The 26,905-nt window shown below is 71.5% G+C and carries 26 protein-coding genes; 11 read left to right on the top strand and 15 right to left on the bottom strand.

Annotated features, from left to right (window positions below; genetic code table 11):
• Positions 1–93: 93 nt before the first annotated feature.
• The 3 genes from ABD366_RS04230 to ABD366_RS04220 are packed head-to-tail and all read right to left on the bottom strand — an operon-like array spanning position 94 to position 2,953.
• Positions 94–888, bottom strand: coding sequence for an ABC transporter ATP-binding protein (locus tag ABD366_RS04230; protein WP_324765968.1), 795 nt, complete (start codon positions 886–888; stop codon positions 94–96).
• The gene (locus ABD366_RS04225) at positions 885–1,952 is read right to left on the bottom strand and encodes a FecCD family ABC transporter permease (RefSeq protein ID WP_324765967.1); all 1,068 of its coding nucleotides are present in this window, start codon (positions 1,950–1,952) and stop codon (positions 885–887) included. Before ABD366_RS04225 ends, ABD366_RS04230 begins: the two co-directional genes overlap by 4 nt.
• Positions 1,949–2,953, bottom strand: coding sequence for a FecCD family ABC transporter permease (locus ABD366_RS04220; RefSeq protein WP_324765966.1), 1,005 nt, complete (start codon positions 2,951–2,953; stop codon positions 1,949–1,951). The genes ABD366_RS04225 and ABD366_RS04220 overlap by 4 nt, the downstream gene beginning before the upstream one ends.
• Positions 2,954–3,035: 82 nt before the next feature.
• On the opposite strand from ABD366_RS04220, the gene ABD366_RS04215 reads away from it, so the two are divergent.
• A complete protein-coding gene (locus ABD366_RS04215; RefSeq protein ID WP_411293602.1) occupies positions 3,036–3,692 on the top strand; it encodes an HAD family hydrolase in 657 nt (218 codons plus the stop codon).
• On the opposite strand, the gene ABD366_RS04210 is transcribed toward ABD366_RS04215, so the two are convergent.
• Entirely contained in the window at positions 3,665–3,922 is a 258-nt protein-coding gene (locus ABD366_RS04210) for a hypothetical protein (protein ID WP_324765964.1), read from the bottom strand. The genes ABD366_RS04215 and ABD366_RS04210 overlap by 28 nt on opposite strands.
• Before the next feature lie 165 nt (positions 3,923–4,087).
• On the opposite strand from ABD366_RS04210, the gene ABD366_RS04205 reads away from it, so the two are divergent.
• A complete protein-coding gene (locus ABD366_RS04205; RefSeq protein WP_164305339.1) occupies positions 4,088–4,471 on the top strand; it encodes a cold-shock protein in 384 nt (127 codons plus the stop codon).
• 27 nt (positions 4,472–4,498) lie between these two features.
• Here ABD366_RS04205 and ABD366_RS04200 read toward each other — a convergent pair whose 3' ends face one another.
• From ABD366_RS04200 to ABD366_RS04185, 4 genes are all read right to left on the bottom strand, one after another.
• Positions 4,499–5,380 (bottom strand): 1,4-dihydroxy-6-naphtoate synthase, encoded by an 882-nt coding sequence (locus tag ABD366_RS04200; protein ID WP_324765963.1) that lies wholly within the window; start codon positions 5,378–5,380, stop codon positions 4,499–4,501.
• Positions 5,377–6,105: a futalosine hydrolase gene (locus tag ABD366_RS04195; protein ID WP_411293601.1), complete on the bottom strand. Its 729-nt coding sequence runs from the start codon at positions 6,103–6,105 to the stop codon at positions 5,377–5,379. Before ABD366_RS04195 ends, ABD366_RS04200 begins: the two co-directional genes overlap by 4 nt.
• The gene (locus tag ABD366_RS04190; protein WP_324765962.1) at positions 6,075–6,551 is read right to left on the bottom strand and encodes a DUF2771 domain-containing protein; all 477 of its coding nucleotides are present in this window, start codon (positions 6,549–6,551) and stop codon (positions 6,075–6,077) included. The genes ABD366_RS04195 and ABD366_RS04190 overlap by 31 nt, the downstream gene beginning before the upstream one ends.
• Before the next feature lie 246 nt (positions 6,552–6,797).
• A complete protein-coding gene (locus ABD366_RS04185) occupies positions 6,798–8,138 on the bottom strand; it encodes an MFS transporter (protein ID WP_324766035.1) in 1,341 nt (446 codons plus the stop codon).
• A 347-nt stretch (positions 8,139–8,485) separates the two neighbouring features.
• Between ABD366_RS04185 and ABD366_RS04180 the strand changes: the two genes are divergently transcribed.
• A complete protein-coding gene (locus tag ABD366_RS04180; RefSeq protein ID WP_324765961.1) occupies positions 8,486–9,412 on the top strand; it encodes a DUF3027 domain-containing protein in 927 nt (308 codons plus the stop codon).
• Positions 9,413–9,913: 501 nt separating this feature from the next.
• Positions 9,914–13,015, top strand: coding sequence for a sacsin N-terminal ATP-binding-like domain-containing protein (locus ABD366_RS04175; protein ID WP_324766034.1), 3,102 nt, complete (start codon positions 9,914–9,916; stop codon positions 13,013–13,015).
• A gap of 13 nt (positions 13,016–13,028) precedes the next feature.
• On the opposite strand, the gene ABD366_RS04170 is transcribed toward ABD366_RS04175, so the two are convergent.
• The gene (locus tag ABD366_RS04170) at positions 13,029–15,428 is read right to left on the bottom strand and encodes an HAD-IC family P-type ATPase (RefSeq protein WP_324765960.1); all 2,400 of its coding nucleotides are present in this window, start codon (positions 15,426–15,428) and stop codon (positions 13,029–13,031) included.
• Positions 15,429–15,561: 133 nt separating this feature from the next.
• The gene (locus ABD366_RS04165) at positions 15,562–15,816 is read right to left on the bottom strand and encodes a DUF2530 domain-containing protein (RefSeq protein ID WP_324765959.1); all 255 of its coding nucleotides are present in this window, start codon (positions 15,814–15,816) and stop codon (positions 15,562–15,564) included.
• Between the two features lie 290 nt (positions 15,817–16,106).
• On the opposite strand from ABD366_RS04165, the gene ABD366_RS04160 reads away from it, so the two are divergent.
• A complete protein-coding gene (locus tag ABD366_RS04160) occupies positions 16,107–17,555 on the top strand; it encodes an NCS2 family permease (protein WP_324765958.1) in 1,449 nt (482 codons plus the stop codon).
• Positions 17,556–17,604: 49 nt separating this feature from the next.
• Here the strand turns inward: ABD366_RS04160 and ABD366_RS04155 are convergent, their stop codons facing one another.
• Positions 17,605–17,787 carry a ribbon-helix-helix protein, CopG family gene (locus ABD366_RS04155; RefSeq protein ID WP_324765957.1) on the bottom strand — a complete coding sequence of 61 codons (183 nt, stop codon included), beginning with the start codon at positions 17,785–17,787 and terminating at the stop codon, positions 17,605–17,607.
• Positions 17,788–17,942: 155 nt separating this feature from the next.
• On the opposite strand from ABD366_RS04155, the gene ABD366_RS04150 reads away from it, so the two are divergent.
• From ABD366_RS04150 to thpR, 3 genes are all read left to right on the top strand, one after another.
• Complete coding sequence (locus ABD366_RS04150) at positions 17,943–18,380, top strand: MarR family winged helix-turn-helix transcriptional regulator (RefSeq protein ID WP_324765956.1); 438 nt, start codon at positions 17,943–17,945, stop codon at positions 18,378–18,380.
• Between the two features lie 44 nt (positions 18,381–18,424).
• On the top strand, positions 18,425–19,774 hold the full coding sequence (locus ABD366_RS04145) for an MFS transporter (protein ID WP_324765955.1): 1,350 nt from the start codon (positions 18,425–18,427) through the stop codon (positions 19,772–19,774).
• A gap of 176 nt (positions 19,775–19,950) precedes the next feature.
• Positions 19,951–20,508 carry an RNA 2',3'-cyclic phosphodiesterase gene (gene thpR, locus ABD366_RS04140; protein ID WP_324765954.1) on the top strand — a complete coding sequence of 186 codons (558 nt, stop codon included), beginning with the start codon at positions 19,951–19,953 and terminating at the stop codon, positions 20,506–20,508.
• A gap of 139 nt (positions 20,509–20,647) precedes the next feature.
• On the opposite strand, the gene ABD366_RS04135 is transcribed toward thpR, so the two are convergent.
• The 3 genes from ABD366_RS04135 to ABD366_RS04125 all read right to left on the bottom strand — a co-directional run bounded on the left by ABD366_RS04135 (position 20,648) and on the right by ABD366_RS04125 (position 23,033).
• Positions 20,648–21,640 carry an aldo/keto reductase gene (locus ABD366_RS04135; RefSeq protein WP_324765953.1) on the bottom strand — a complete coding sequence of 331 codons (993 nt, stop codon included), beginning with the start codon at positions 21,638–21,640 and terminating at the stop codon, positions 20,648–20,650.
• A gap of 62 nt (positions 21,641–21,702) precedes the next feature.
• On the bottom strand, positions 21,703–22,281 hold the full coding sequence (locus ABD366_RS04130; protein WP_324765952.1) for a Uma2 family endonuclease: 579 nt from the start codon (positions 22,279–22,281) through the stop codon (positions 21,703–21,705).
• A gap of 83 nt (positions 22,282–22,364) precedes the next feature.
• Positions 22,365–23,033: a GDSL-type esterase/lipase family protein gene (locus ABD366_RS04125; protein ID WP_324765951.1), complete on the bottom strand. Its 669-nt coding sequence runs from the start codon at positions 23,031–23,033 to the stop codon at positions 22,365–22,367.
• A gap of 68 nt (positions 23,034–23,101) precedes the next feature.
• On the opposite strand from ABD366_RS04125, the gene ABD366_RS04120 reads away from it, so the two are divergent.
• Entirely contained in the window at positions 23,102–24,106 is a 1,005-nt protein-coding gene (locus tag ABD366_RS04120) for a WD40 repeat domain-containing protein (RefSeq protein ID WP_324765950.1), read from the top strand.
• Positions 24,107–24,127: 21 nt separating this feature from the next.
• On the opposite strand, the gene ABD366_RS04115 is transcribed toward ABD366_RS04120, so the two are convergent.
• Positions 24,128–24,919 carry a TetR/AcrR family transcriptional regulator gene (locus ABD366_RS04115; protein ID WP_324765949.1) on the bottom strand — a complete coding sequence of 264 codons (792 nt, stop codon included), beginning with the start codon at positions 24,917–24,919 and terminating at the stop codon, positions 24,128–24,130.
• Positions 24,920–25,023: 104 nt separating this feature from the next.
• On the opposite strand from ABD366_RS04115, the gene ABD366_RS04110 reads away from it, so the two are divergent.
• Together ABD366_RS04110 and ABD366_RS04105 are read left to right on the top strand one after the other, a co-directional pair.
• Complete coding sequence (locus tag ABD366_RS04110; protein ID WP_324765948.1) at positions 25,024–25,995, top strand: ATP-binding cassette domain-containing protein; 972 nt, start codon at positions 25,024–25,026, stop codon at positions 25,993–25,995.
• Positions 25,995–26,789 carry an ABC transporter permease gene (locus ABD366_RS04105; RefSeq protein ID WP_324765947.1) on the top strand — a complete coding sequence of 265 codons (795 nt, stop codon included), beginning with the start codon at positions 25,995–25,997 and terminating at the stop codon, positions 26,787–26,789. The genes ABD366_RS04110 and ABD366_RS04105 overlap by 1 nt, the downstream gene beginning before the upstream one ends.
• The last annotated feature ends 116 nt before the right edge of the window (positions 26,790–26,905 follow it).

The raw sequence follows: 26,905 nt of genomic DNA, 5'->3' as shown, positions 1-26,905 counted from the left end.
ATCAAGCCCCTCCGGCTGTGCCACCCCAGCCCCTCCGGCGATTGAGGAGCGGGGGCTGGGGCGGAGCCCCGGGGCTGGGCGCGAGTGCCGGGGCTACTTCGACGGGGTCCAGGGGGAACCCGGAACCACCAGCGGAGAACCCGTGACCGGGTCGGAGACCACCACACAGGGCAGCCCGAAAACCTCTCGGACCAACTCCGCCGTAACCACCTTCGAAGGCGCCCCCTCCGCAACGATCCGCCCCTCCTTCATCGCAACCAAGTGATCCGCATAACGCGCAGCCTGATTGAGATCATGCAGGACGATGGCGACGGTACGACCCTTGTCATGGTTCAACTGGCGTACCAGGTCGAGGACTTCGACCTGATGGGCGATGTCCAGGAACGTGGTGGGCTCGTCGAGGAGAAGGATGTCCGTCTCCTGGGCGAGAGCCATCGCGATCCAGACGCGCTGACGCTGACCACCGGAGAGCTCGTCGACGTTGCGGTCCGCGAGCGCGGCGACGTCGGTACGTTCCATCGCCTCGGTGACGGCCAGCTCATCCGCGTCGGACCACTGCTGCCACCAGCTCTGATGCGGCTGGCGCCCGCGCGAGACGAGGTCCGCGACCGTGATCGCCTCGGGAGCGGTGGGGGACTGGGGCAGCAGCCCGATCTGCTGGGCGATCTTCTTCGTGGGCAGCTCGGCGAGCGCCTTGCCGTCCAGGAGTACCGAGCCGCCCGCGGGCCGGAGCAGCCTGCCGAGCGCCCGCAGCGTCGTCGACTTGCCGCACGCGTTCGGGCCGACGATCACCGTCACCCGGCCGTCGGGCACCGTCAGATCGAGCCCCCGCACCACGGTGCGGTCGTCGTAGGCGAGGGTCAGGTCGCGGGCCGTGAGCCGGCTCATGCGGTGCCTCCGGAAGTGCGGACGGAGCGGCTGCGGACGATCAGGTAGATCAGGTAGGGGGCGCCGACCGCCGCGGTGAGAACGCCCACCGGCAGCTCCGTCGGCGAGAACAGGCGGCGGGCCAGCAGGTCGGCCACGACCACGATCACCGTGCCCAGGAGCGCCGAGCACAACAGCGGAATCTGAGCGGTACGGGTCAGGCGGCGGGCGATCTGGGGGGCCAGCAGAGCCACGAAGTCCACCGGGCCCGCCGCCCCCGTCGCCAGCGACGCCAGGACCACGCCGAGCGCGACCAGGCCCAGACGTGCGTGGCCCAGGCGCACCCCGAGCGCCGTCGCCGTGTCGTCGTCCATCGAGACCGTGCGCTGCGCCCGGGCCGCCCACGCGATGAAGGGGGCGAGGAGGAGCAGGCTCCAGGCGAGGGGCTGCGCCTCGGGCCAGCCGCGGCCGTTGAGCGAGCCCGTCATCCAGATCTGGGCCTGCTGGGCGACGAGGTAGTCGCCCTTCGTCATGAAGAGCGTGGTGATCGAGCGGAGCGCGATAGCGAAGCCGATGCCGATGAGGACGAAACGGGTGGCATGCAGGCCGCCCCGCCATGCGAAGACGTAGACCAGGGCCGCCGCAATGACTCCGCCCGCCACGGACACGTAGGGGAGGAGTGTGTAGGAGGTGAGGCCGAAGGTCATCGCCGCCACCGTCACCGCGCTCGCGCCCTGGCTGATGCCGATGATGTCGGGGCTGGCGAGCGGGTTGCGCGCCACCGTCTGGATCAGTGCGCCCGCGACGCCGAACGCCGCACCCACCAGGAGCCCCACCACCATGCGGGGTTCACGCAGTGTGCCGACCACCAGTTCGTCGGGGGACGGCTGCCCTGTGACGACCTTGAACACCTCTGCCGGGCTCGTGAACGTCTCGCCCACGCAGAGGTACGCCAGGCAGGCGGTGAGGAGGGCGATTGTGAGGATCGCCGCCACCGTCGTCGCCCTGCGGTGCAGGAGGAAGCGGGCCCGGCCCGCGCGGAGCACCGTGTACCCGGCCGGGCGCACCCCGGGAATCGTGCTCATGCGGGCACCGCCTTCCTGCGCACCAGAGTCACCAGGAACGGGACCCCGATCAGTGCCGTCATGACGCCCGCGGGCACCTCGCTCGGCGGGAAGACCACCCGGCCCACCGTGTCCGCGACCAGCAGCATCACCGGGCCCGTCAGCGCCGCCATCGGCAGCAGCCAGCGGTGGTCGGAGCCGACGAGCGCGCGGGCTATGTGCGGCACCGCCAGGCCGATGAACGCGATCGGGCCCGCCGCCGCCACCCCGACACCCGTGAGGACGGTCGCGCCCAGGCCGCCGACGATACGTACCGTCGCCACCCGCTGGCCCAGGCCCTTCGCCACGTCCTCGCCGAGCGCCAGCGCGTCCAGGCCGCGCGCCACCGAGAGCACCAGGACCGTGCCGGCCAGGAGGAACGGCCAGATCTGGTGGAGGAGTTGCGCGTCGCGGCCCGAGAGCGAGCCCACCTGCCAGAAGCGGAACTCGTCGAGCGCCGAGGCCTTGGTCGTGAGGATCGCCGTGGTGACCGAGACGAGGAGTGCGTTGATCGCCGCGCCGCCCAGGGCCAGTTTGACGGGTGTCGCGCCGCCTCTGCCGCTCGACGCGATCGCGTAGACGGCGACGGACGCGATACCCGCCCCGGCGAACGCCAGCCACACGTACCCGGTGAGCGTGTGGATGCCCAGGTACGCGATGGCCAGGACCACACCGACCGACGCGCCCTGGCTGATGCCGAGGATGCCGGGGTCGGCGATGGGGTTGCGGGTGATGCCCTGAAGGACCGTGCCGGCCAGCGCCAGGGCCGCGCCGACCATCAGGCCGACGACCGTACGCGGCAGCCGCAGGCCCCTGATCACCTCGGCCGCGTCACTGTGCCCGCCGTGCAGCAGGGCGTCGAACACGGCGGACGGCGCGATCGCGCGGGCCCCCACCGCCAGGCTCAGCAGGACCGCCAGGGCCAGCGCCGCGGCCGCCGCCACGATCGCCAAAACCCTGACGTCACGGCGTCTGACAGGCATAACGCTCCCGATGAGCTGGCTGGGCGGTGGGTAAGGCTTGGCTAAGTGTGGGCTGTGAGGCCGTCATCGTATGCCGGGCACAATGGGGCCCATGGCTGCCCACATAGACCCCGCCCCCGCCGGACCCACCGTCGGGTTCGACCTCGACATGACGCTGATCGACTCGCGGCCCGGGATCAGGGCGACCTGGGTGGCCCTGACCGAGCGCACCGGCACGTACGTCGACGCCGATCTGGCGATCTCCCGGCTCGGTCCGCCGCTGGTCGACGAGCTCGCCGAGTGGTTCCCCGCGGAGGAGATCCCGGCGATGGCCGATCTCTACCGTGAGATGTACCCCACATACGCCATCGAGCCGACACTGGCGCTGCCGGGCGTCCACGAGGCGATGGACGCCGTGCACGCCGCGGGCGGGCGCACCATGGTCGTCACCGCCAAGTACGAGCCGAACGCCAAGCTCCACCTGGCGCACCTGGGCATCGACGCGGACGTCGTGGTCGGCAACCTGTGGGCGGAGGGCAAGGCGGAGGCGCTGCGCGAGCACGGCGCGAGCGTGTACGTCGGAGACCACGTCGGCGACGTGCGCGGGGCGCGCGCCGCCGACGCGTTCTCGGTGGCCCTCACGACCGGTCCGTGCTCCGCCGGCGAACTGCGGGCCGCGGGCGCCGACGTGGTGCTGGCGGACCTGACCGGCTTCCCGGCCTGGCTGTCGGACTACGTGGAGCGTGCCGCCCGCCGCTGAGCCGAGACGCCTCGCAGTACGCCGGCCGCGGCCAGCAGAAAACCGACGCCCATGAGCATGCAGACGCCATAGGCGAGAGGTGGGAACGGGTCGGTGTCGAGGAACAGCGGGGCCACCGTGACCAGGGTGGCGATCGCCCCCACGATGAAGACGATGCCGCCCGCTTTCACGAGGCCGTCACCGGGCCCCGGCTCGGTCGCCCTGGAATTGACTTGGGTTTTGTCGCGCACCCAGCAAGGGTAGTTCCCAGGCCGTAGGGACAAGCAAACGAACCTTCCGGCGCCGTCTTGTCACCGGCCCCGGGACCCATAGTCTTGGTGGCAGCGGGTCGTACCACGACCCGCTGTACTGCTATCCAGAGCGTTTTCTTTCTAGTACGAGGACGAGGACTTCACGTGCCTACCGGCAAGGTCAAGTGGTTCAACAGCGAGAAGGGCTTCGGCTTCCTCTCCCGCGACGACGGCGGTGACGTCTTCGTGCACTCCTCCGTACTTCCCGACGGTGTCGACGCCCTCAAGCCCGGCCAGCGCGTCGAGTTCGGTGTGGTCGCCGGCCAGCGCGGCGACCAGGCGCTCTCCGTCACCATCCTCGACCCGACCCCGTCCGTCGCCGCGGCCCAGCGCCGCAAGCCGGACGAACTGGCGTCCATCGTCCAGGACCTGACGACGCTGCTCGAGAACATCACGCCGATGCTGGAGCGCGGCCGCTACCCCGACAAGGCCGCCGGTGCGAAGATCGCCGGCCTGTTGCGGGCGGTGGCGGACCAGTTGGACGTCTGAGCCGCCGCCGGCCCATGAGCAGGTGATCTACGGGAACTTCAGCGCGTCCGGGGCGAGCGCCGGGACCAGGCCCTCGGCCGCGGCCCGCGTCAGCAGACCCCGGATCGCCGCGTACCCGTCCTCGCCGAGATCGGCCGTGAACTCGTTGACGTACAGGCCGATGTGCTGGTCGGCGACGGCCGGGTCCATCTCCTGGGCGTGCGCCATCACGTACGGGCGTGACACCTCGGGGTCGTCCCAGGCCTGGCGGACGGAGGTGCGGATCGCGTCCGCGTATGCGCGCAGCGTCTCCGTTCCGAGGTCGCGGCGGGCGATGATCGCGCCGAGCGGGATCGGCAGGCCCGTCGTGGCCTCCCAGTGCTCGCCCATGTCGGCGAGCTTGTGCAGGCCGTAGTTCTGGTACGTGAAGCGGGCCTCGTGGATGACGAGGCCGGCGTCGACCTTCCCGTCGCGCACCGCGGGCATGATCTCGTGGAACGGCATGACGACGATCTCGCCGACCTGCCCGCCCGCGACCGTGTCGGCCGCCCACAGCCGGAAGAGGAGATAGGCGGTCGAGGTCTCGCTCGGCACGGCGACGCGCTTGTCGGAGAGGTCGACGCCCGCTTCGCGGGTGAGCACCAGCGGGCCGCAGCCCCGGCCGAGCGCGCCGCCGCACGGCAGCAGCGCGTAGTCGTCGAGGACGTACGGCAGCACCGCGTAACTGACCTTCAGGACGTCGTACGTGTCCTCGCGGCGCTCCGCGACCCCGTTGGTGATGTCGATGTCGGCGAACGTCACGTCCAGCGCCGGGGCGCCGGGGACGCGGCCGTGGGCCCAGGCGTCGAAGACGAAGGTGTCGTTCGGGCAGGGCGAGAAGGCGATGCGGACCGGGTCGGGGCCCGTGGCTGCCGTGGGGTTCGTCGTCATGTGTTCTTCCAACTCTCCAGTACGGGCGCCGACTTCCCGAACGCGTCGGTGAGTGCGGCCAGCGCGTCACCGATGCGCCAGGCGGCGCGGTCGCGGGGCCCGACGGCGTTGGAGACGGCGCGGATCTCCGCCACGGGCACGTCGTGCGCGGCGGCGGCCTCGGCGACCCCGAAGCCCTCCATCGCCTCGGCGACGGCGCCGGGGTGGCGCCGGGCGAGGAGCGCGGCGCGGTCGGCGGTGCCGGTCACCGTGGAGACGGTGAGGACGGTGCCGACGGCTGCGGGCGCGGTGCCGGTTGCCGCGGCGAGGTCTCGTACGAGGGACGCCGGCGGACGGTGGGTGACGGTGCCGAAGCCGAGTTCGGTGACCGGCAGGAAACCCTCGGGGGTCTCGGCGCCGAGGTCGGCCACGGTGATCGCGTCGGCGATCAGGACCGTGCCGGGCGGGGTGCTGAAGCCGCCGCCGATACCGGCCGAGACGACCAGCGTGTACGGGTCGCCCGCCAGCTCGGCCGTGGTGAGGGCGGTGGCGGTGCCGGCCGCGGCGGCCGCGGGGCCTACGCCGACCGCGACCACGTCGATCGCCGGGCGGTCGTGCAGCGCACGCGCCACCGCGTCCCGTTCGGCCGGGACGGCGGTGGCGATCAGTACGCGGGCGTGCGCGGTGCCGGGCTGCGCGCCGGTGTCCGTATCCGTCAGGAGTCCTTCTTGAGCTTGAACGACCACAGGCCGTACGCCTTGGAGTCGCCGCCCTCCAGGATCGTCACGGTGGTCGAGCCGCCGGTGGCGCCGTACTGCTGGTTGAAGAAGACGCTGCCCGGGACCGTGCGGTACGTCTTCTTGCTGGCGTCGGTGAGGGGCTGACCGTTCATCAGGATCGTCCAGCCCTTCTCCGCGATCTCCGGGTCGACGCCGAAGCGGACCGTCTCGTCGGGATCGACCTTGATGGACTTGGCGTCCTTGTCCTTCAGGCAGCCCTCGAGCGACGAGGCGGCGAGCGCCTTGCCGTCGTTGTGGCAGGAGGCCTCGGAGTTCACCGTGTCGCGGCCCACCGTGACGGTGGCCAGCGGGGTCGGCTTGTCGCAGGCGGAGAGGACGAGCAGTCCGGCGCCGACGGCACCGACGGCGGCCACGGTGCGCCTGTGGCGCACTACGAAACGCTGGGAGGTCATGGCCGAAGGCTATCTGGCTCCGCCGGGGGGGTCGGGGGTGGGTCGTCCGTCGGCGTGGCCGCTTCTCCGCGCCGCTGGGCATGCGTGGTCTGCGGGTGCGGGCCGGTGGGGCTTCTCGCGCAGTTCCCCGCGCCCCTGAGATGCGCACTGCGTGCGCCATCTCATGCAGCCCCAGGGGGCGCGGGGAACTGCGCGAGCAACCACGACGGTGGTGCGCCTTCAAGACGGCGGGACATGGCAGACGCTTCAGGCCACCCGGGCCCTGGCGGGGCCGCTGTGGCGGGCGGCCGAGAGGAGGCCGCGGGCCGTCGTCAGCCAGCCCACCGCCACGATCCCCGCCGCCACAGAAAGCCCCAAGGACCCGACCAGCGGCAACGCGATCCCGATCGCCCCGCCCACCACCCACGCCATCTGCAACAACGTCTCGGAGCGGGCGAACGCGGACGTGCGTACGACCTCCGGTACATCCCGCTGGATCGTCGCGTCCAGCGAAAGCTTCGCCAGCGCCTGCGCGAACCCGGCGAACGCCGCCAGACACGCCGTCATGAACGCCCCGAAGAACACCGCGGAGGTGATCGCGACGCCGAGCACCACCGCCACCACCGTCACGATGATGACCTCGGGCGCCCGCGCTCTCAGCCACGCCCCGACCGCCGTGCCCAGCGCGTTCCCCGCCCCGGCGGCCACCCCGACCAGGCCGAGCGACACGGCCGCGCTCTGCCCGGTCAGCGGATGCTCCCGCAGCAGGAACGCCAGGAAGAAGATGAGGAACCCGGAGAGACAGCGCAGCGCGGCGTTGGCGGCGAGGGCGTGGGTCACGGCCGTGCCCACGGTCCGCAGCCCCGGCTTGCGCTGCTTCTTGCCCGGGCCGTGCACATGCGCCTCGTCGGCCGCGAGCAGCGCCTTGCTCTCGCCCTTGGCCGAGTCGACCTTGGGCGGCAGCGAGAACGACAGGAACATCCCCGCAACGAAGATCACAAACGCGCCGTACAGGGGCCAGCGCGGCCCGAGCGCCTGCAGACCCGCCCCCACGGGCGCCGCGGCCCCGGTGGCGAGCAGCCCGCCGAGTGTGACCCGGGAGTTGGCCTTGACCAGGGAGAAGCGTGGCGGGAGCAGCCGCGGCACGACCGCCGAACGGACCACTCCGTACGCCTTTGAGGCGACAAGGACACCGAGCGCGGCCGGATACAGCTCGATGCCGCCGGTGACCACCGCGGTCGACAGGACCAGCGCGAGCAGCGCCCGGGCCAGCATCGACCCGGCCATCGCGGCCCGCCGCCCGTGCGGCAGCCGGTCCAGGAGCGGCCCGATGACCGGGGCGAGCAGCGTGAAGGGGGCCATCGTGATGGCCAGGTACAGGGCGACTCGCCCGCGTGCCTCGTCCGTGGGTACGGAGAAGAAGACCGTCGAGGCGAGGGCGACGGTGACCATGACGTCACCCGCGCCGTTCACCGCATGGAGTTCGATGAGTTTTCCGAGGCCCGACTCGCCCGCGCCGTGCGCATGGGTCGCTTTCCGGATACCGCGCGCCGTGCCCGTGAACGGCAGATGCAGGGCACGCCCGACCTTGCGGACGGCCCCGCGCACCGGGCCCGAACCGCTCTGTGCGTACGCCGATCGTGCGGTTGCCACCCAGTCATAGTGCCCCGTGAACGGGCGTACTAGTGCCGATATGAGCACGCGGGTCGGCTTTCGCGTCGGGTGCGGCTCGTACGTCGGTGTGGGCGCAGGGCGCAGGACGAGGTAGCGTGCGTAGCGCGCCCGCGGCGGTTGTTATCGGCCGCGCGCCTCTCGGCCATCCCGCAGAATGGATGACGTAGGTGCGCCCGGAACGTCGGGTGCGGACGTCGACGCGGCCCTCCGGTCCGCTCCGTCCGCGCTCCCGCACACAGGATGGCGCACTCGAGAGACGGCGTAGGAGAGAAGCGATACCTGTGAGCGCAGCGACAACGCGAAGCCGCACCCCTGACCGTCTGTGCGCCGAGGCGGTCGATTACGCCCGCACCGCGGCCGAGGAGGCCGCCGCGCCCGGTGTGGTCGGCGAGCATGTCGAAATGGTCGTCGAGGGCGACCGCGTCGTCACGCACCTGTTCGAGTGCAAGGAGTTCGGCTACCGGGGCTGGCGCTGGGCCGTCACCGTGGCCCGGGCCTCACGGGCCAAGTACGTCACCCTCGACGAGACGGTGCTGCTCCCGGGACCGGACGCGCTGCTCGCCCCCGAGTGGGTGCCGTGGAGCGAGCGGCTGCGGCCCGGCGACATGGGGCCCGGCGATCTGCTGCCCACCGAGGCCGACGATCTGCGTCTGGAACCCGGCTACACCGGCGAGGACGTGCCCCCGCCGAACTCGCCGCTGTCCGACGAGATGTTCGAGCTGGTCGAGGCGGAGGACGCCGAGATCACCGCCGGGCCGGTGGCCGAGCTGCCCGTCGCCCCGGCCCGCGGTTCGATCGCGGCGGTCGCCGAGGAACTGGGCATGAGGCGGGCGCGGGTGCTCTCGCGGTACGGGCTGCATGTCGCGGCCGACCGCTGGGAGGACTCCTACGGCGCGAAGACCCCCATGGCTCAGGCCGCCCCCGCGACCTGCGTCTCCTGCGGTTTCCTCCAGCCGGTCGGCGGCTCTCTCGGCCAGGCCTTCGGCGTCTGCGCGAATGAGTTCTCGCCGGCGGATGGTCGTGTGGTCTCGCTGGCGTACGGGTGCGGGGGGCACTCGGAGGCGGCGGTCATGCCTACGCCGCCGCGGCCGGCTCCGCCGGTGATCGATGAGACGCTGGTCGATGCGATGCCGCTTCGCTTGGAGGTTGATGCGGGGTCGGTGGGGGCCGCGCCCGCCGACGGCGCGGAAGATCTCGGCCACTCGTAGCGCACCCCGCGCCCCTAGGGCCCAGCTGGTTTTGGGGCTGCGGCTGCGGGGTGCGGCTGCGGTCCGGCGGGGCTTCTCGCGCAGTTCCCCGCGCCCCTGGGTGGTTTTACGTCCGCGGCCCGGTGGGGCTTCTCGCGCAGTTCCCCGCGCCCCTGAGATGCGCACTACGTGCGCGATCTCATGGGACGCCCCTGGGCCCGCGGCAAAGCCGCCCCCCCAGAGGCGCGGGGAACTGCGCGAACGGCCCCCACAGGCCCGCACCGGACAACGCACCTCTCTTGGGGGCGCGGGGAACGGCGCGAGAAGCTCCACCGGCCGGTACCGGACAACGCACCTCCTAGGGGCGCGGGGAACTGCGCGTTCGGCCCGATCGGGCGGACCCGGGGCCACCCCATCCGGGCCGAGGCCAGCGCCGCGATACCGTTCGGGCCGACCGATCAGCCGCCCCGTGAGGAGACACCCGTGAGCGTCAGCCGATCCCCCTGGGCGGCACCCGAGGGCATGGACCCGTTCGGCACCGCCAGGCTGCGCCGCGGGGTGCTGGACGCGTGGACCGGCAGCGCGGCCCGGTTCCGGGAGGACGCCAACGCGGAGGAGGACCTCGCCCTCGGCGGCTACCGGGACCGACTGGTCGTAGAACTGGCCCAGAACGCCGCGGACGCGGCAGCCCGCGCCGGAACCGAGGGCCGCCTCGCGCTGACCCTGCGCGACGGAACCCTCGCGGCCGCGAACACGGGCGCTCCGCTGGACGCCACCGGCGTCGAGTCGCTGTCGACGCTGCGGGCGTCCGCCAAGCGGGAGGACTCCGGGACGGCCGTGGGCCGGTTCGGCGTCGGGTTCGCCGCCGTGCTGGCCGTCAGCGACGAGCCCGCCGTCGTCGGCCGGACCGGCGGTGTGCGCTGGTCCCTCGGCGAGGCCCGCATGGCCGCCGCCGAGATCGCCCTGCACAGCCCCGCCCTCGGGGACGAACTGCGCCGCCGGGACGGCCATGTGCCGCTCCTGCGGCTCCCGTTCGCCGCCGAGGGCCAGGCCCCGGACTCGTACGACACGGTCGTCATCCTGCCGCTGCGCGACCAGGCCGCGGAGGCGCTCGCCGCCCGTCTCCTCGCGGACGTCGACGACACGCTGCTGCTCGCCCTGCCGGGCCTCTCGGAGGTCACGGTCACCACGGACGCCGGGACGCGCGTGCTGCGCCGCCGCGCCGCGGACCCGTACACGGTGATCTCGGACGACGCCCGCGAGCCCGCCGAGCTGCGCTGGCGCACCGTCGAACGGGCCGGGGCGCTCGCCCCGGACCTGCTCACCGACCGGCCCGTCGAGGAGCGCCTGCGCCCCCACTGGTCCGTCACCTGGGCCGTGCCCGTCGACGACGCGGGCGCCCCGCAGCGGCCCCGCAGCGCGCCCGTGCTGCACGCGCCGACCCCGAGCGACGAGGCCCTCGGGGTGCCGGCGCTGCTCATCGGCTCGTTCCCGCTCGACACCGCCCGGCGGCACGTCGCGCCGGGCCCGCTCACCGACCATCTCGTGCAGCGCGCCGCCGACGCGTACGCCGAACTGCTCGGCGACTGGCGGCCCGTGGGGCCCGGCATCCTGGATCTCGTGCCCGGGCCGCTCGGCAAGAGCGAGCTGGACGGTGCGCTGCGGGCCGCCATCCTGGAGCGGCTGCCCCGTACCGCCTTCCTGCCGCCCGCGCTGGAGTCGAAGACGGAGGGCGAGGACGACGACGCGCGGCCCGTCGCTCTCAAGCCGCGGGACGCCGAGGTCGTCGAAGGTGTCGGGGCCGACACCGTGCGCGTCCTCGCCGAGGTGCTGCCCTGCCTGCTGCCCGCCGGGCTCGAACGCCGTTCCGAGCTGCGGACGGTGGGTGTCGCGCGCGTCCCGCTGACCGAGGCCATCGACCGGCTTGCCGGACTGGAGAAGGATCCCGGCTGGTGGCGGCGGCTCTACGACTCGCTGGCCGGCGTCGACCCCGACCGGCTCTCCGGGCTGCCCGTGCCGCTGGCCGGGGGCCGCACCGTCATCGGGCCGCGCCAGGTGCTGCTGCCCACCGGTGAGGCGTCCGCGGTGCCCGGCGACGCTCTGGCCCGGCTCGGTCTCAAGGTCGCCCACCCCGACGCCGCCCACCCGCTCCTGGAGAAGCTGGGCGCCCTGCCCGCCACGCCCCGCGCCGTCCTGCTGACGCCGCAGCTGCGGGCCGCCGTCGCCGCGTCCCTGGACGACGAGCCCGCCTGGGACGACGAGGGCACCCTGAGCGTCGACGAGCTGGCCGAGGTCGTCCTCACGCTGGTGCGCGACGCCCACCTCGACGCCGGTGACGAGCCGTGGCTCGGCGCCCTCGCCCTCCCCGACGAGCACGGCGAACTCGCCCCCGCCGCCGAGCTGCTGCTCCCGGGCAGCCCCATCGCCGCCGTCCTGCGCGAGGGCGAGCTGCCGTACGTCGACGAGGAGCTGGCCGAGCGGTGGGGTGAACAGCCCCTGGCCGCGTGCGGGGTGCTCGCCACCTTCGCCCTCGTCCGCACCACCGACGTCGTCCTCGACCCCGACGAACTCGACCCGCGCGACAGCGACTTCCCCGAGCCCGACGACCCGGGCCTGCTCGACGCCGTAGACGTGTGGTGCGAGGACGTCCTCGACCGGCTGCCCGACACACCGGTGCCGCCCGTCGCCACCGAGCTGATCGCCGTACGCGACCTCGACCTGGTCGACGAGGACCGCTGGCCGCAGGCGCTCGCCCTGCTGTCGCAGCCGCCGCTGCGCGACGCCCTCACCCAGCCCGTCCGGGTGCTGCTGCCCGACGGCACCCACGAGCTGGTCCGCCCGTACACGGCGTGGTGGCTGCGCGGCAACCCGGTCCTGGACGGCCGCCGCCCCGCCGGGCTGCGCGCCGAGGGCTCCGATCCGCTCCTCGTCGGCCTGTACGAGGCCGCCGACGCCGGCGGTTTCGACGACGAGCAGGTGCTGCGCACCCTGGGCGTACGCACCTCCGTCGCCGCGCTGCTCGACGAGCCCGGCGGCGCCGCCGAACTCCTGGACCGCCTCGCCGACCCGGACCGCCCGGTGAGCGCGTCGCAACTGCACGCCATCTACGGCAAGTTGACCGAGCTGGAACCCGAACAGGTGACGCTGCCCGACGAGTTGCGTGCGGTACGCGACGGAGAGGTGGTCGTCGTGGACGCCGCCGACGCCCTCGTCGCCGACGCCCCCGATCTGCTGCCGCTCGCCGCCGGGCGCGCGCTGCTGCCCGTCGCCCCGGCCGGGGCCGCGCACCTCGCCGAGCTGTTCCAGGTGCGCCGCCTGAGCGCGGCCGTGGACGCCGAGGTGACGGGGGACGGCACCGAACACCCGGTGCCCGACTCCGTGCGCACCCTCCTCGGACCCGCGGCCCCGCACTCGTACGTCGAGTACGAGGAGCTGTACGTCGCCGGGACCGAGGCCGACTGGCGACGCACCCCCGACGGGACCGTGCACGCGGCGACCCTGGAGGGCGTCGCCGCCGGTCTGGCGTGGGCGGCGGGGCAGTGGCCGCGCCGCTTCGAGGTGGCGGCGCTCCTGGAGGACCCGTCCCGTACGCAGGAGCTGGCGCGGGACCGCTGGTTCGACTGACGACAGGCCCGGTCTAGTCCGGGTAGCGGCGGTCGACCCACTTCCACAGGAGTTCCAGGACGACCGCCGCCACCGCCGCGATGCCCACCGCCGTCCACGGCATGCTCGTGCCGACCAGTTTCAGCGCGAAGAAGTCCTGGAGCCACGGCACGACCAGGACCAGCAGGAAGCCGAGTCCCATCGCCGCCACCAGGCAGACCCGCCACCACGTGTACGGGCGGGCGACGATGGCGAGCACCCACATCGAGATCAGGAACAGCGTAAGCGTCGCCGAGCTGGTCTCGGCGTCCAGCGCGCCCGAACCCGTGTAGAAGTGCCGGGCGATCATGTACATCAGGAACGTGGCGAGTCCGGCGACGACGCCGCCCGGGATCGCGTACCGCATCACGCGCTGCACGAAGTGCGGTTTCGCGCGCTCCTTGTTCGGGGCGAGGGCGAGGAAGAACGCCGGGACACCGATCGTCAGGGTCGACAGCAGCGTCAGATGCCGTGGCAGGAACGGGTACTCGACCTGGCAGCAGACTACGAGGAGCGCCAGGATCACCGAGTACACGGTCTTGACCAGGAACAGGGTCGCCACGCGCGTGATGTTGCCGATGACGCGCCGGCCCTCGGCGACGACCGAGGGCAGCGTCGCGAACGAGTTGTTCAGGAGCACGATCTGGGCGACCGCGCGCGTGGCCTCCGAGCCCGAACCCATCGAGACCCCGATGTCGGCGTCCTTCAGGGCCAGTACGTCGTTCACGCCGTCGCCCGTCATCGCGACCGTGTGCCCGTGGGACTGGAGCGCGCCGACCATGTCCCGCTTCTGCTGCGGGGTGACGCGGCCGAAGACGGTGCCCGCGTCGAGCGCGTCGGCCATCTCCGCCCGGTCCTCGGGCAGCGAGCGGGCGTCGACGGTGTGCTCGGCGCCGTCCAGGCCGAGCTTTCCGGCGACCGCCCCGACGGAGACCGCGTTGTCGCCGGAGACGACCTTGGCCCTGACGTCCTGCTCGGCGAAGTAGCGCAGCGTGTCGGCGGCGTCGGGACGCAGACGCTGCTCCAGGACGACGAGCGCGGCCGGCTCGGCGCCCTCCTTCACCTTCGGGTCCTCCAGGTCCGTGTGGACGCGGACCAGCAGCAGGACCCGTAGACCCTGCTGGTTGAGCTCCTCGACGCCGGTGAGGGCCGGGTCGTCGGAGGGCAGCAGGACGTCGGGCGCCCCCAGCAGCCAGGCGCTGCTCGTCCCGTCGCTCTCGCTGAAGGCGGCGCCGCTGTACTTGCGGGCCGAGGAGAACGGCAGCGCCTGCGTGCAGCGCCAGCCCTGGTCCTCGGGGTAGGCGTCGATGATGGCCTGGAGCGAGGCGTTGGGCCGCGGGTCGGAGCCGCCCAGCGCGCCGAGGACATCGCGTACGTGGCTCTCGTCGGCGCCGTCGAGGGGACGCAGCTCGGCGACGTCCATGCCGCCCTCGGTGAGCGTGCCCGTCTTGTCCAGGCAGACCGTGTCGACGCGGGCCAGGCCCTCGATCGCGGGCAGCTCCTGCACCAGGCACTGCTGGCGGCCGAGGCGGATGACACCGATGGCGAAGGCGACCGAGGTGAGCAGGACGAGACCCTCGGGGACCATCGGCACGATGCCGCCGACGGTCCGGGCGACGGAGTCCTTGAACCCGTGCTCCTTGACGACGAGCTGGCTGATGACCAGGCCGATCGCGGTCGGGATCATCATCCACTGCACGTACTTGAGGATGGTGGAGATACCGGAGCGCAGCTCGGAGTGGACGAGCGTGAACCGGCTGGCCTCCTCGGCGAGCTGCGCCGCGTAGGCCTCGCGGCCCACCTTCGTCGCGGTGAACGCGCCGCCGCCCGCGACGACGAACGACCCCGACATGACCGCGTCGCCGGGCTGCTTCACGACCGGGTCGGCCTCACCGGTCAGCAGCGATTCGTCGATCTCCAGGCCGTCGGCCTCGGCGCAGGTGCCGTCCACGACGATCTTGTCGCCGGGTCCTGTCTCGATCAGGTCGCCGAGCACGATCTCGGAGGTGGCGACCTGCGTGGCCACCCCGTCGCGCCGCACCGTGGGGCGTGCCTCGCCGATCACGGCGAGGGAGTCCAGGGTCTTCTTGGCCCGCCACTCCTGGACGATGCCGATGCCGGTGTTGGCGAGGATCACGAAGCCGAAGAGGCTGTCCTGGATCGGCGCGACGAACAGCATGATCAGCCAGAGGATGCCGATGATCGCGTTGAAGCGGGTGAAGACGTTCGCGCGGACGATCTCCGACAGCGAGCGCGAGCTGCGCACGGGCACATCGTTGACCTCGCCGCGCGCGACGCGCTCCGCGACCTCGGCGCCGGTCAGTCCCCTCGCCCGCCCCGGAACGGGTACCGGGTGCACCGGATCCAGCTCGGCGCCCGCGTCGATGTGCGTCATGGATTCGACAGTACGGGCGAATCAGGGCGTTCACCCCTCGACCGGTCGAAAGATCCGACCTGGGGAGGACCCACCGGGGCCCGCCTCGTCCGGCGGGCGTACGCCCCCGTGTGCGACCCCTGGGAGGCCCTCGCTAGGAAGCCTGCGCCGCGGCCCTTTTGATCGCCGCGTCGCGCTTGCGGACGTACCAGATGCCGATGAGTCCGAGTCCGGCCCCGGCCAGGCACGTCCAGACCCACCACGTCTGCCCGCGGTCGTCGAACCAGCCGTAGAACGGCAGCTGTACGAGGAAGAGGACGAACCACAGGATCGTGCCGCCGGTGATGGTGGCGACCACGGGACCCTCAAGGGGTTCCGGTGCCTCGTGCGTCGGGGTCCACTTCGCCATGCACCTAGTTTACGAGGATTCACTTACGGGCCTCACCTCAACCCCGTGTCGGCCAGGCGTCGCAAGGGTCTACGCGCGGAGATAGCGAATTCGGCCTCATATGTTCATACTGAAACGGCCTGAGTCTGGCCACTTCTGTTCGTACGAAACGCCAACGGAACATCGGGGAAACCGGGTGGCGATCACGCGAGGATCAGACTCGTTCCCGTCCCCGTCCCGTTCCCGCCCGCAGAAGCACCGCTGGAAGCTGCGCTCTGATGGCACCGCTCTGAATACCGCTGAGGTCACCCATGTCCACTTCGGCCACCACCCCGGTCGATGTCAACGATCAGCCGCCGTCGGCCCCGAAGAACGGCTTCGACCGGTACTTCAAGATCTCCGAGCGCGGCTCGACGGTCGGCCGTGAAGTCCGCGGCGGCTTCGCCACCTTCTTCGCGATGGCCTACATCATCGTGCTGAACCCGATCATCCTCGGCAGCGCGAAGGACATGTACGGGCACCAGCTCGACAACGGCCAGCTGGTCACCGCGACCGCGCTGACCGCCGCGTTCACCACGCTGCTCATGGGTGTCATCGGCAATGTGCCGATCGCGCTCGCCGCCGGTCTCGGCGTCAACACCGTCGTCGCCCTCCAGCTCGCGCCGCGCATGTCGTGGCCGGACGCGATGGGCATGGTCGTCCTCGCGGGCTTCGTGGTGATGCTCCTCGTCGCCACCGGCCTGCGCGAGCGCGTCATGAACGCCGTGCCGCTCGGCCTGCGCAAGGGCATCGCGATCGGTATCGGCCTTTTCATCATGCTGATCGGCCTCGTCGACTCCGGCTTCATCTCCCGTATGCCGGACGTCGCGCAGACCACCGTGCCGCTCCAGCTGGGCGCCGACGGTCACCTCAACGGCTGGCCGGTACTGATCTTCGTCCTCGGTGTGCTGCTCACGCTGGCGCTCCTGGTGCGCAAGGTGCCGGGCGCGATCCTGATCTCCATCGTCGTGATGACCGTCGTCGCGGTGATCGTGGAGGCCGTCGCCAAGGTGCCCTCGTGGGGTCTGACCTCCCCGAAGTGGCCCGGGAACCCGATCTCCACCCCGGACTTCGGGCTCGTCGGCGACGTCAGCCTCTTCGGCGGGTTCCACAAGGTCGGCGTGCTGACCGGCATCCTCTTCGTCTTCACCGTGCTGCTGTCGTGCTTCTTCGACGCGATGGGCACGATCATGGGCATCAGCGACGAGGCGCACCTGACCGACGAGCAGGGCCAGATGCCCGGCATGAACAAGGTCCTGTTCATCGACGGCATCGCGGTCGCCGCCGGCGGTGCCTCCTCGGCCTCCGCCACCACCTGCTTCGTGGAGTCCACGGCCGGTGTCGGCGAGGGCGCCAGGACCGGCTTCGCCAACGTGATCACCGGCGGTCTCTTCGCGGTCGCGCTGTTCCTCACACCGATCGCCACGATGGTCCCCTCCCAGGCGGCCACCCCCGCGCTGCTCGCGGTCGGGTTCCTGATCCTGTCCGGCGGCATCCGCGCGATCGACTGGAGCGACTACACGATCGCCATCCCGGCGTTCGTGACCATGCTGATGATGCCGTTCACGTACTCGATCACCAACGGCATCGGCATGGGCTTCATCACCTTCACCGTGCTGCGCGTCGTGGCCGGCCGGGCCAAGGAGGTGCCGGTCGCCATGTACGCGGTCTCGGCGGTCTTCGCCTTCTACTACCTGATGCCGGCGCTCGGCCTCACGTGATCCGCTGATCCCCGCTTCGGGGCGGCCTGATCCCCCGCTACGGGGCGGCTCAGGCCGCCCCGTAGAACCTCTCCGTCTCCTCGACCGCCGATTTGAAGCGTTCGTCGAAGTCGTCTCGAACGAGCGTCCGGGCCACATAGTCCTGGACGCTCATACCTCTTTTCGCGGCATGCCCCTTGAGCCGGTCGAGCAGCTCACCGTCTATCCGCAGGCTGAGCACTGTCGATCCCATACGGACCAGGGTCCTCGCCCCGCGCCGCCCGGCGTGTCACTTTCTGGAACTGACTCACTCGTACGGGTGATGATCGGGTTCGGTGGCGCGAATCACGGGCACCTTGCGCCTCACCCGGTAGTCGTTAGACACAGTAATGAGTTACGCTAACGAACATGCCGGACCTCTCCCATGGCGATGACGTAGCCGCCGTGAACTCTCTGCGCTCCGCCGTGATGCGCCTGTCCCGTCGACTCAAGCACCAGCGGGTCGACGAATCGCTGAGCCCCACCGAGATGTCGGTGCTCGGCACCCTGGCCGGATGCGGCTCGGCGACCCCGGGCGAACTGGCCCGCAAGGAGCATGTGCAGCCGCCGTCGATGACCCGCATCGTCGCGCTCCTGGAAGCCAAGGGACTGGTCGGGCTCGAGCCCCACCCCGAGGACCGCAGACAGAAGGTCGTCACCTCGACCGAGCGGGCCGAGACCATGCTCGCCGAGTCCCGCCGCAAGCGGAACGCGTGGCTGGCCGACCTCGCCGTCGGCCTCGACGAGGACGAGTGGGCCAAGCTGCGCGCGGCCGCACCCGTCCTGGAGAAGCTCGCCCACCTCTGACAAGTACCGCCCTGTCCGACGACCGCCGAGGAGGCGAACCCACTTTGAGTACGGGATCCGGAGCAGACTCCGCCCCCGCACCAACCGCCCACGACTCGACCGCCCGCCCCCGCAAGACCTCGATGTTCGCGAGCCTGAAGGTGCGTAACTACCGCCTCTTCGCGACCGGGGCAGTCATCTCCAACACCGGCACCTGGATGGCCCGCATCACCCAGGACTGGCTGGTCCTGTCCATCACGGGTTCCTCCGCCGCCGTCGGTATCACCACGGCGATGCAGTTCCTGCCGATGCTGCTCTTCGGGCTGTACGGCGGCGTGATCGCCGACCGCTTCGCCAAGCGCAGCCTGCTCTTCTGCACCCAGGGCGCGATGAGCCTGTCCGGCCTGTTCCTGGCCGCGCTCACGCTCTCCGGCAACGTGCAGGTGTGGCACGTCTACGTCGCCGCGTTCTTCACCGGCCTGGTCACCGTCGTCGACAACCCGACGCGGCAGTCCTTCGTCTCCGAGATGGTCGGCCCGGACCAGGTCCGCAACGCGGTCTCCCTGAACTCCGCGAACTTCCAGTCCGCGCGGCTCATCGGCCCCGCCGTCGCCTCCGCGCTGACCGCGGCCGTCGGCCCCGGCTGGGCGTTCCTCGCCAACGGGCTGTCCTTCCTCGCCCCGCTCACCGGCCTGGCGCTGATGCGCACCGGCGAACTGAGCGAGATCAAGCGGACCCCGCGCGGCAAGGGACAGCTGCGGGAGGGACTGCGGTACGTGTCCGCGCACCCCGAGCTGATCTGGCCGATCGTGCTCGTCGGCTTCGTCGGCACCTTCGGCTTCAACTTCCCGATCTGGCTCAGCGCCTACGCGGACGACGTGTTCCACGGCGGGGTCGGCCAGTACGGCCTGTTCAACACGCTGATGGCGGTCGGCTCACTGGCCGGCGCGCTGCTCGCGGCCCGCCGCCGCTCGACCCGTCTGCGGGTCCTGGTCGGCGCCGCGATCGGCTTCGGTGTCCTGGAGCTCCTGGCCGCGTGGGCGCCGGGCGTCTGGGCGTTCGCCCCGCTGATCGTGCTGCTCGGCATCCTCGGCCTGACGGTCAACGTGACGGCCAACTCCACGGTCCAGATGGGCACGGACCCCGAGATGCGCGGCCGCGTCATGTCCCTGTTCATGATGGTCTTCACCGGCGGTACGCCACTGGGCGGCCCGCTCTTCGGCTGGCTCGCCGACCAGTACGGCGTCCGGGTCAGCTTCACGCTGGGCGGTGTGATCTGCGCCGCGGCGGCGGTCGGCGTCGGCCTGATGCTGGCCCGCGCGGCGAACCTGCGCCTCAAGGTCGACCTGCGGCGCGGCGAACGGCACCTGCAGTTCGTACCGCGCGATCCGCGGGAGCTGGCCGCGGTGGCCTAGGGGCTGTCGCCGTCGTCGCGCCGTTGCGGGCGCGGGTTGTTCGCGGTCTGCCGGCCGGTGGGGGTTTTCGCGCAGTTCCCCGCGCCCCTGGGGAAGCTGCGCGCAGCGCCCGCTTCAGGAGCGCGGGGAACTGCGCGACCAGCCCCCGGCCCGCACCCGCGAGCGAAACTCACCCCATGAGACTCTTCGCCGCCGTGCTGCCGCCCGCCCCCGCCCTCACCGAACTCGGCCGCGCGGTCGACGGGTTGGCGGACCGGGACGGGCTGCGCTGGACCGGGCGGCCCGGCTGGCACCTCACGCTGGCGTTCTACGGGGACGTACCGCAGGAGACCGTGCCGGAGCTGACGGAGCGCCTCGCGCGGGCCGCGCGGCGCACGGAGCCGTTCGAGCTGGCGCTGCGCGGCGGCGGACAGTTCGGCGGGCGGGCGCTGTGGGCCGGGGTGAGCGGGGAGACGGCCGCCCTGAAACATCTCGCGGACCGGGCCGAGGCGGCGGGCCGCAAGTGCGGGCTGCCCGGTGAGCACCGCCGCTACCGCCCGCACCTCACGCTGGCCCGCGCCCGCACCACCACGGACCTCACGCCGTACGTCACCGCCCTCGACACCTTCGCGGGCACGCCGTGGACGGTGGCCCGGCTGGCGCTCGTCCGCAGCAATCTGCCGGTGTCCGGGGTGGCGGGGGAGCGCCCGCGCTACGAGCAGGTCGCCGCTCCGGAGTTTCCGGGTGCGCGTTAGGCTCGGGGTGTGGACCCGAAGACGCGGAACCGGATCATGGCCGGGGTGCTTGTGCTGATGTTCGTCGTGGTGGCCGTGGCGGCGGCCGTCGGCGCTTGACCGACCCGGGCCGCCGCCACGTACGCGTGCGCCGCGTGTGCTACCAGGCGAACGCCTCGGGTGACGGCCCCGGGCCCGGGAAGATCTCGTCCAGCTCCGTCAGGACCTCCTCGCTCAGCTCCAGCTCGACCGCGCGCAGCGCCGAGTCCAGCTGCTCCTGGGTGCGCGGGCCGACGATCGGGCCGGTGACGCCGGGCCGGGTGAGCAGCCACGCCAGGGCCGCCTCGCCGGGCTCGATGCCGTGCTTGTCGAGCAGGTCCTCGTACCGCTGGACCTGCTCGCGCACCTTGCTGTTCTCCAGGGAGCTCGCGCTGCGCCCGCCCTTGCGCCGCTTGCCCTCGCTCTCCTTCTTCAGGACGCCGCCGAGCAGGCCGCCCTGGAGCGGGGACCACGGGATGATGCCGGCGCCGTACTCCTGCGCGGCCGGGATGACCTCCATTTCGGCGCGGCGCTCGGCGAGGTTGTAGAGGCACTGCTCGCTGACGAGGCCGACGCGGCCCCGGCGGGCGGCCGCTTCGTTGGCCTGGGCGATCTTGTAGCCGGGGAAGTTCGAGGAACCCGCGTAGAGGATCTTGCCCTGCTGGATCAGGACGTCGACCGCCTGCCAGATCTCCTCGAACGGGGTGGCCCGGTCGATGTGGTGGAACTGGTAGATGTCGATGTAGTCCGTCCGGAGCCGCTTGAGGCTGGCCTCGACGGCGCGCCGGATGTTCACGGCGGAGAGCCGGTCGTGGTTGGGCCAGACGTTGCTGTTGTCGGCCGTCATGTTGCCGTAGACCTTGGTGGCGAGGACCGTCTTGTCGCGCCGGTCGCCGCCCTGGGCGAACCAGCTGCCGATGATCTCCTCGGTACGGCCCTTGTTCTCGCCCTGGCCGTACACGTTCGCCGTGTCGAAGTAGTTGATGCCACTGGCCAGCGCCGCGTCCATGATGGAGTGGCTGGCTGCCTCGTCGGTCTGCGGACCGAAGTTCATCGTGCCGAGGACGAGCCTGCTGACCTTGAGTCCCGTGCGTCCGAGCTGCGTGTACTTCATGGTTCACCAGCCAAGGACGTGGAGTGCGCTCTAGGCAAGTGGATCAGGACGTGGATCTCGTGTCAGTCGCGGGGGAAGTCGGCGGTGTCGAGGGTTAGGCCGACCGGGGTGTTGGTGAGGTCGACCTCTGTCCCGAAGGTCACCGAGGTTTCCGTGAGGTAGTCGCCGTCCTTGGGCTGGGTGTAGAGGTGGCACTTGCCCTGATAGGGGTCCGCGATCAGGTAGGCGGGGACTTCGGCGGTGGCGTAGGCGGTCTTTTTGGGGCCGTAGTCGTTGGTGCCGGTGCCTCGGGAGATGACCTCGGCGACGAACACGACGTCGTGCCAGAGCCACAGGCCCTTGGCGTTCCTCGCCGCGGTCTCCGACATGAGGGTCACGTCCGTGGCGAAGCCGTTCAGGTGGCCCGGGTAGTCGATGCGGACATCGGACATGATGCGCTTGCGTGGGTACTTGACCCGCAGCTGCTCGACGATGCCCAGGATGATCTCCCAGTGCGTGCTCCGCTGCGGCGCCATGTAGACGTTCCCCTCGACGATCTCGGCCTTGTAGCCCTCGGGGATGGTCATCTGCTCGAACAGCTCGTCCAAGATCTGCTCGTTCACCGTCGCCATGTCGATCCTGTCGATTGCCTCGGCGGTCATCCTGGCGCTCCTCCCCGGCCCCCCGACGGAAACGGGCAGCCGCGCAGTACAACGATACGCACGGTCACCAGAGCACGCGGGGATCACACGATGGTGAGCGGGGCGGCGTAGGGGGCGCCGATGCCCCACGCCTGGTGCAGTGCGTCCGCGAACGCTGCGGCCAGTTTGTGCTCGCCGGAGGCGTTCGGGTGCGTGCCGTCGTAGGTGTCGGTGTGGATGGAGTACGACTCCGGGACCGAGGCCAGCAGGAGCGGTGAGCGCGGCTCGTCGAGGTCCGCGACCGCCTTCGCCAGCAGGGTGTTGAAGTGCGCGACCTGCGCCGCGAAGGGGGCGTCGGTCTCGGCCCGGACGTTCGGGATCACGGGGAGGGCGATCATGCGCAGCGCCGGGTTGGCGGTGCGGGCCCCGGTGATGAAGCGGCGGACGTTCGCGGCGGTCTGCTCGGCGTTCGTGTAGAAGCCGAGGTCGATCAGGCCGAGGGAGACGAGGAGGACGTCGGCGCGGGCCTCGGTGACCGCGTCGGCGATCGCCGGGGCCATGTGCAGCCAGCCTTCGCCCCAGCCGGCGAAGTGGTGCTGCGGGAAGTCCGGGTCGGCGTAGTCGTGGCTGCCGCCGTACAGGGCGGTGCGGGGGCCGGTCACCGCACAGTCGGTGCCGGTGGCGCGCAGGTGCTGCCACAGGCGGTGGCGCCAGGTGTGCTCGCCCGCGCTGCCTATCGTCATCGAGTCGCCGACGAACATGAACCTGAGCATCCGCTCATCATCGTCGATCGCCAGGGCCGCGTGCGTGTGAGTCCGAACACGCCTGGCAAGCTGGGGGCATGCGTTCGTACAAGGCGTCGTCGCGTGTGGGTGGGGTCGCGGCCGCCGCCGTGCTGCTGTCGGTCTTCGCGGTCGGTCCCGCGCTCGCCGACGACCGGCCGGCCGGCTCCGACGGCTTCACCATCGAGGACCCGCGGATCACCGAGTCCAGCGGCCTGGCGGCCTCCCGCGCCCACCCCGGCGTCTACTGGACCCACAACGACAGCGACGACGGCGCGTACTTGTTCGCCGTCGACGGGCGGACCGGGAAGACCGTCGCCACGCTGACCCTCACCGGGATCGGCTCCCCGCGCGACGTCGAGGCGATCTCCGTAGGCCCCGACGGCAATATCTACGTCGCCGACATCGGGGACAACCTCGGCGGCAAATGGGACCACGTGTGGATCTACAAGCTGCCCGAGCCGAAGGAGCTGCGTGACCAGACCGTGCGGGCGACGCAGTATGTCGTGAAGTACGCGGACGGGCCGCGCAACGCCGAGGCGATGATGGTCCACCCCAAGACCGGCCGGGTCTACATCGTGGAGAAGGGCGAGGACGGCGGCGGCCTCTACGAGGGCCCCGACCCGATGAGCTCCTCCGGTACGAACGTCTTCAAGCGCGTCGCCGACATCGACCTGTGGGTGACCGACGGCGCCTTCTCCCCCGACGGGAAACAGCTCGCCCTGCGCGGCTACTTCGGCGGCATCGCCTACTCCTGGAACGACGGGAAGCCGAAACGGCAGGGCCAGTTGAGCGTCCCGTTGCAGACGCAGGGCGAGTCGGTGACGTACACCCTCGACGGGAAGACCCTCCTCTACGGCAGTGAGGGCAAGGGGAGTTCGGTCAAGGCCGTGGAGGTCGAGGGCGCGGGCGGCAGCGGGAACTCCGGGGGCGGAAGCGGGAGTTCGGACGACAGTGGTGGCGGCGGCGGGTTCACCGGCAAGGCGGGGGCCGTCGGGGCGGCCGTCGTACTGATCGCGGTCATCGGGATCGGACGGACGGTGCGGCGACCGAAGGCGAAGTGACGGCTCCGGCCGGACGGGCTCTCACTCCTTGCCGCGTGCCGTGACGAGTACGTCGAGGCCGTCCAGGATCCGCTGAAGGCCGAACTCGAAGTGGTCGAAGCCGGCGGCGAAGGTGTCCTCGGACAGCGACGCCATGACCGGGTAGACACCGCTCGCCATGGCCGCCTCCAGACCCGGGGCCTGCGCCGCCCAGAACGCGGCGTCCGTCAGGCCCGTCGTCTTCTCCGCCTCCTGCTCGAAGATCCGCGTACGGGCGACGCCGGACACATACCCGTCGATCATGACCAGCACGGAGAGCAGCTCGGGGTCGGTCAGCCCCATCGGCCGGATGCGGGCCATCATCTTCTCCATGCCGGCCAGGGCGCCGGGGCCGAGGACCGGCCGTGCCTGGTTGACCTGGAGCAGCCAGGGGTGGCGCTGGTAGAGGGCGAGGGTCTCGCGGGCCATCGTCGCGACCGCGTCACGCCAGTCGCCGTCCGCGTCGAGGGCGTCGGGGTGCTCGCCCGGCTCGTAGGGCATCTGCACCTTGTCCAGCATCAGGTCGAGCAGCTCGGCCTTGCCCGGCACGTAGCGGTACAGGGACATGGTGCCGGTGCCGAGATCCTGCGCGAGGCGGCGCATCGAGACGGCGGCGATCCCCTCGGCGTCGGCGACCTCTATCGCGGCCGTGACGATCCGGTCGAGGGTGAGCGCGGGTCTCGGGCCGCGGCTGGGGCGCGCCGCGGTGCCCCAGAGCAGCTCCATGGTGCGCTGTATGTCGCCGCTGCCGCTGGTCTCGGTACTGCTCTTCGCGCCACCCGTGCCACTGCTCATGGAGTCAGCGTAAACCGCTGGACTGAAACTGGGTACGGTGTACTCTCATTTGGGTACGGTGTACTCAGTTCGTTCGGTGCGGAAGGGCGTGGAGGGTGACGGCTGTGAGCGGCACGGAAATCGACGACGGGGAAGACGGCGGGGGGTACGCGGTGCGGGCCGAGGGGCTCGTGAAGCGGTACGGGGACAAGCGCGCGCTGGACGGGTTCGATCTGACGGTGCGGCGCGGCACGGTGCACGGACTGCTCGGGCCGAACGGGGCGGGGAAGACCACCGCCGTGCGCGTGCTGAGCACACTGCTCGGGCTCGATGAGGGCCGGGCCGAGGTCGGCGGCGTGGACGTCACGCGCGCGGCGCGGCAGGTGCGCCGCCGCATCGGGCTCACCGGTCAGTACGCGGCGGTGGACGAGGTGCTCACCGGCCGGCAGAACCTGGAGATGTTCGGCCGCCTCTTCCACCTCGGCAGAGACCGGGCGAAGGCGCGGGCGGGCGAACTGCTCGACCAGTTCGGGCTCACCGACGCGGGCGACCTGGGAGTGGGCAAGTACAGCGGAGGCATGCGCCGCCGTCTCGACCTCGCGGCGTCCATGATCCTCACCCCCGACGTCCTGTTCCTGGACGAGCCGACGACCGGGCTCGACCCGCGAGGACGCGGCGAAGTGTGGGAGAGCGTACGGGAGTTGGTGGCGGCGGGCACGACGGTCCTGCTCACCACCCAGTACCTGGAGGAGGCCGACCGGCTGGCCTCGCACATCACCGTCATCGACCAGGGCCGCGCCATCGCCGACGACACCCCCGAGGGCCTCAAGCGGGCCGTCGGCGGGGACCGGATCGAGGTCGTCGTCGCCGAGGCCGGCGATCTGGGGCGGGCCGCGAAGATCGTCGCCCGGGGCGGGGCGGAGCCCGTCGTCGACGAGGCGGAGCGCCGGGTGCACGCGCCGGTCGCCGACCGGGTCGCCGCGCTCACCGACGCCGCGCGGACCCTCCAGGACGAGGGCGTCGCGGTCGAGGACATCGGCCTGCGCAGGCCGAGCCTGGACGATGTGTTCCTTCGGCTGACGGGGAGGGCCGCCTGATGGGGGCGTCGATGTACTGGGCCGTGGCGGACTGCTGGACCGTGGTGCGCAGAGGCCTCATCCACTACCAGCGCCAGCCGGTCAACGTCGCCTGGCAGCTCGGCTTCCCGATCCTGTCCGTGCTGCTCTACGGGTACGTCTTCGGCAGCGCGATGAAGGTGCCGGGCGGCGGTGACTACCGGGACTTCCTGATGCCCGGGATGTTCGCGATGACCATGGCGTTCGGCTTCATCAACACGGCCACGCTCGTCGTTCTGGACGCCACGAAGGGGGTCATCGACCGGTTCCGCTCGATGCCGATGGCGCCTTCGGCGGTGGTGTCCGGGCGCGGGGTGACCGATCTGGTCGTCGCCTGCGCCGAGCTGGTCATCCTGATGCTGACGGCGGTCGCGATCGGCTGGCGGCCGTCCGGCGGTCTCGGCGGCGGGCTCGCCGCGTTCGCGCTGCTGCTGTGGCTGCGGTTCGCGCTGATCTGGCTGGGCGTCTGGCTGGGCCTGCTCGTTCCGAATGCGGAGGCGGCGGGCGGCCTGTTCGCGGTCGCCTTCCCGCTGACGATGATCTCCAGCATTTTCGTCGCGCCGCAGTTGATGCCGGAGTGGCTGGGGGTGGTCGCGGCGTGGAACCCGTTGTCCTCGACGGTGGGGGCGGCGCGGGAGCTGTTCGGGACGCCTGTGGGGGCGGGGGGTTCGTGGGTGGAGCAGCACGCGGTGCTTATGGCGGTGGTCTGGCCTCTGGTGCTGACCCTGGTGTTTGTGCCGTTGGCTGTGCGGCGGTTTCAGCGGTTGAGTCGCTGACAGTTTCGGTGCCGGTGTAGGTGCGGCGGGGTGGGGGCTGAGGTTGCGGGGCTCTGCCCCGGGCCCCGCTCCTCAATTGCCGGAGAGGCTGGAATTGGGGCTCTGCCCCATGCCCC

Source organism: Streptomyces kunmingensis (genome assembly GCF_039533535.1).
In the GTDB taxonomy this organism is placed as follows: Bacteria; Actinomycetota; Actinomycetes; order Streptomycetales; family Streptomycetaceae; genus Streptomyces; species Streptomyces kunmingensis.
This window is presented reverse-complemented; position numbering and strand designations above follow the sequence as displayed.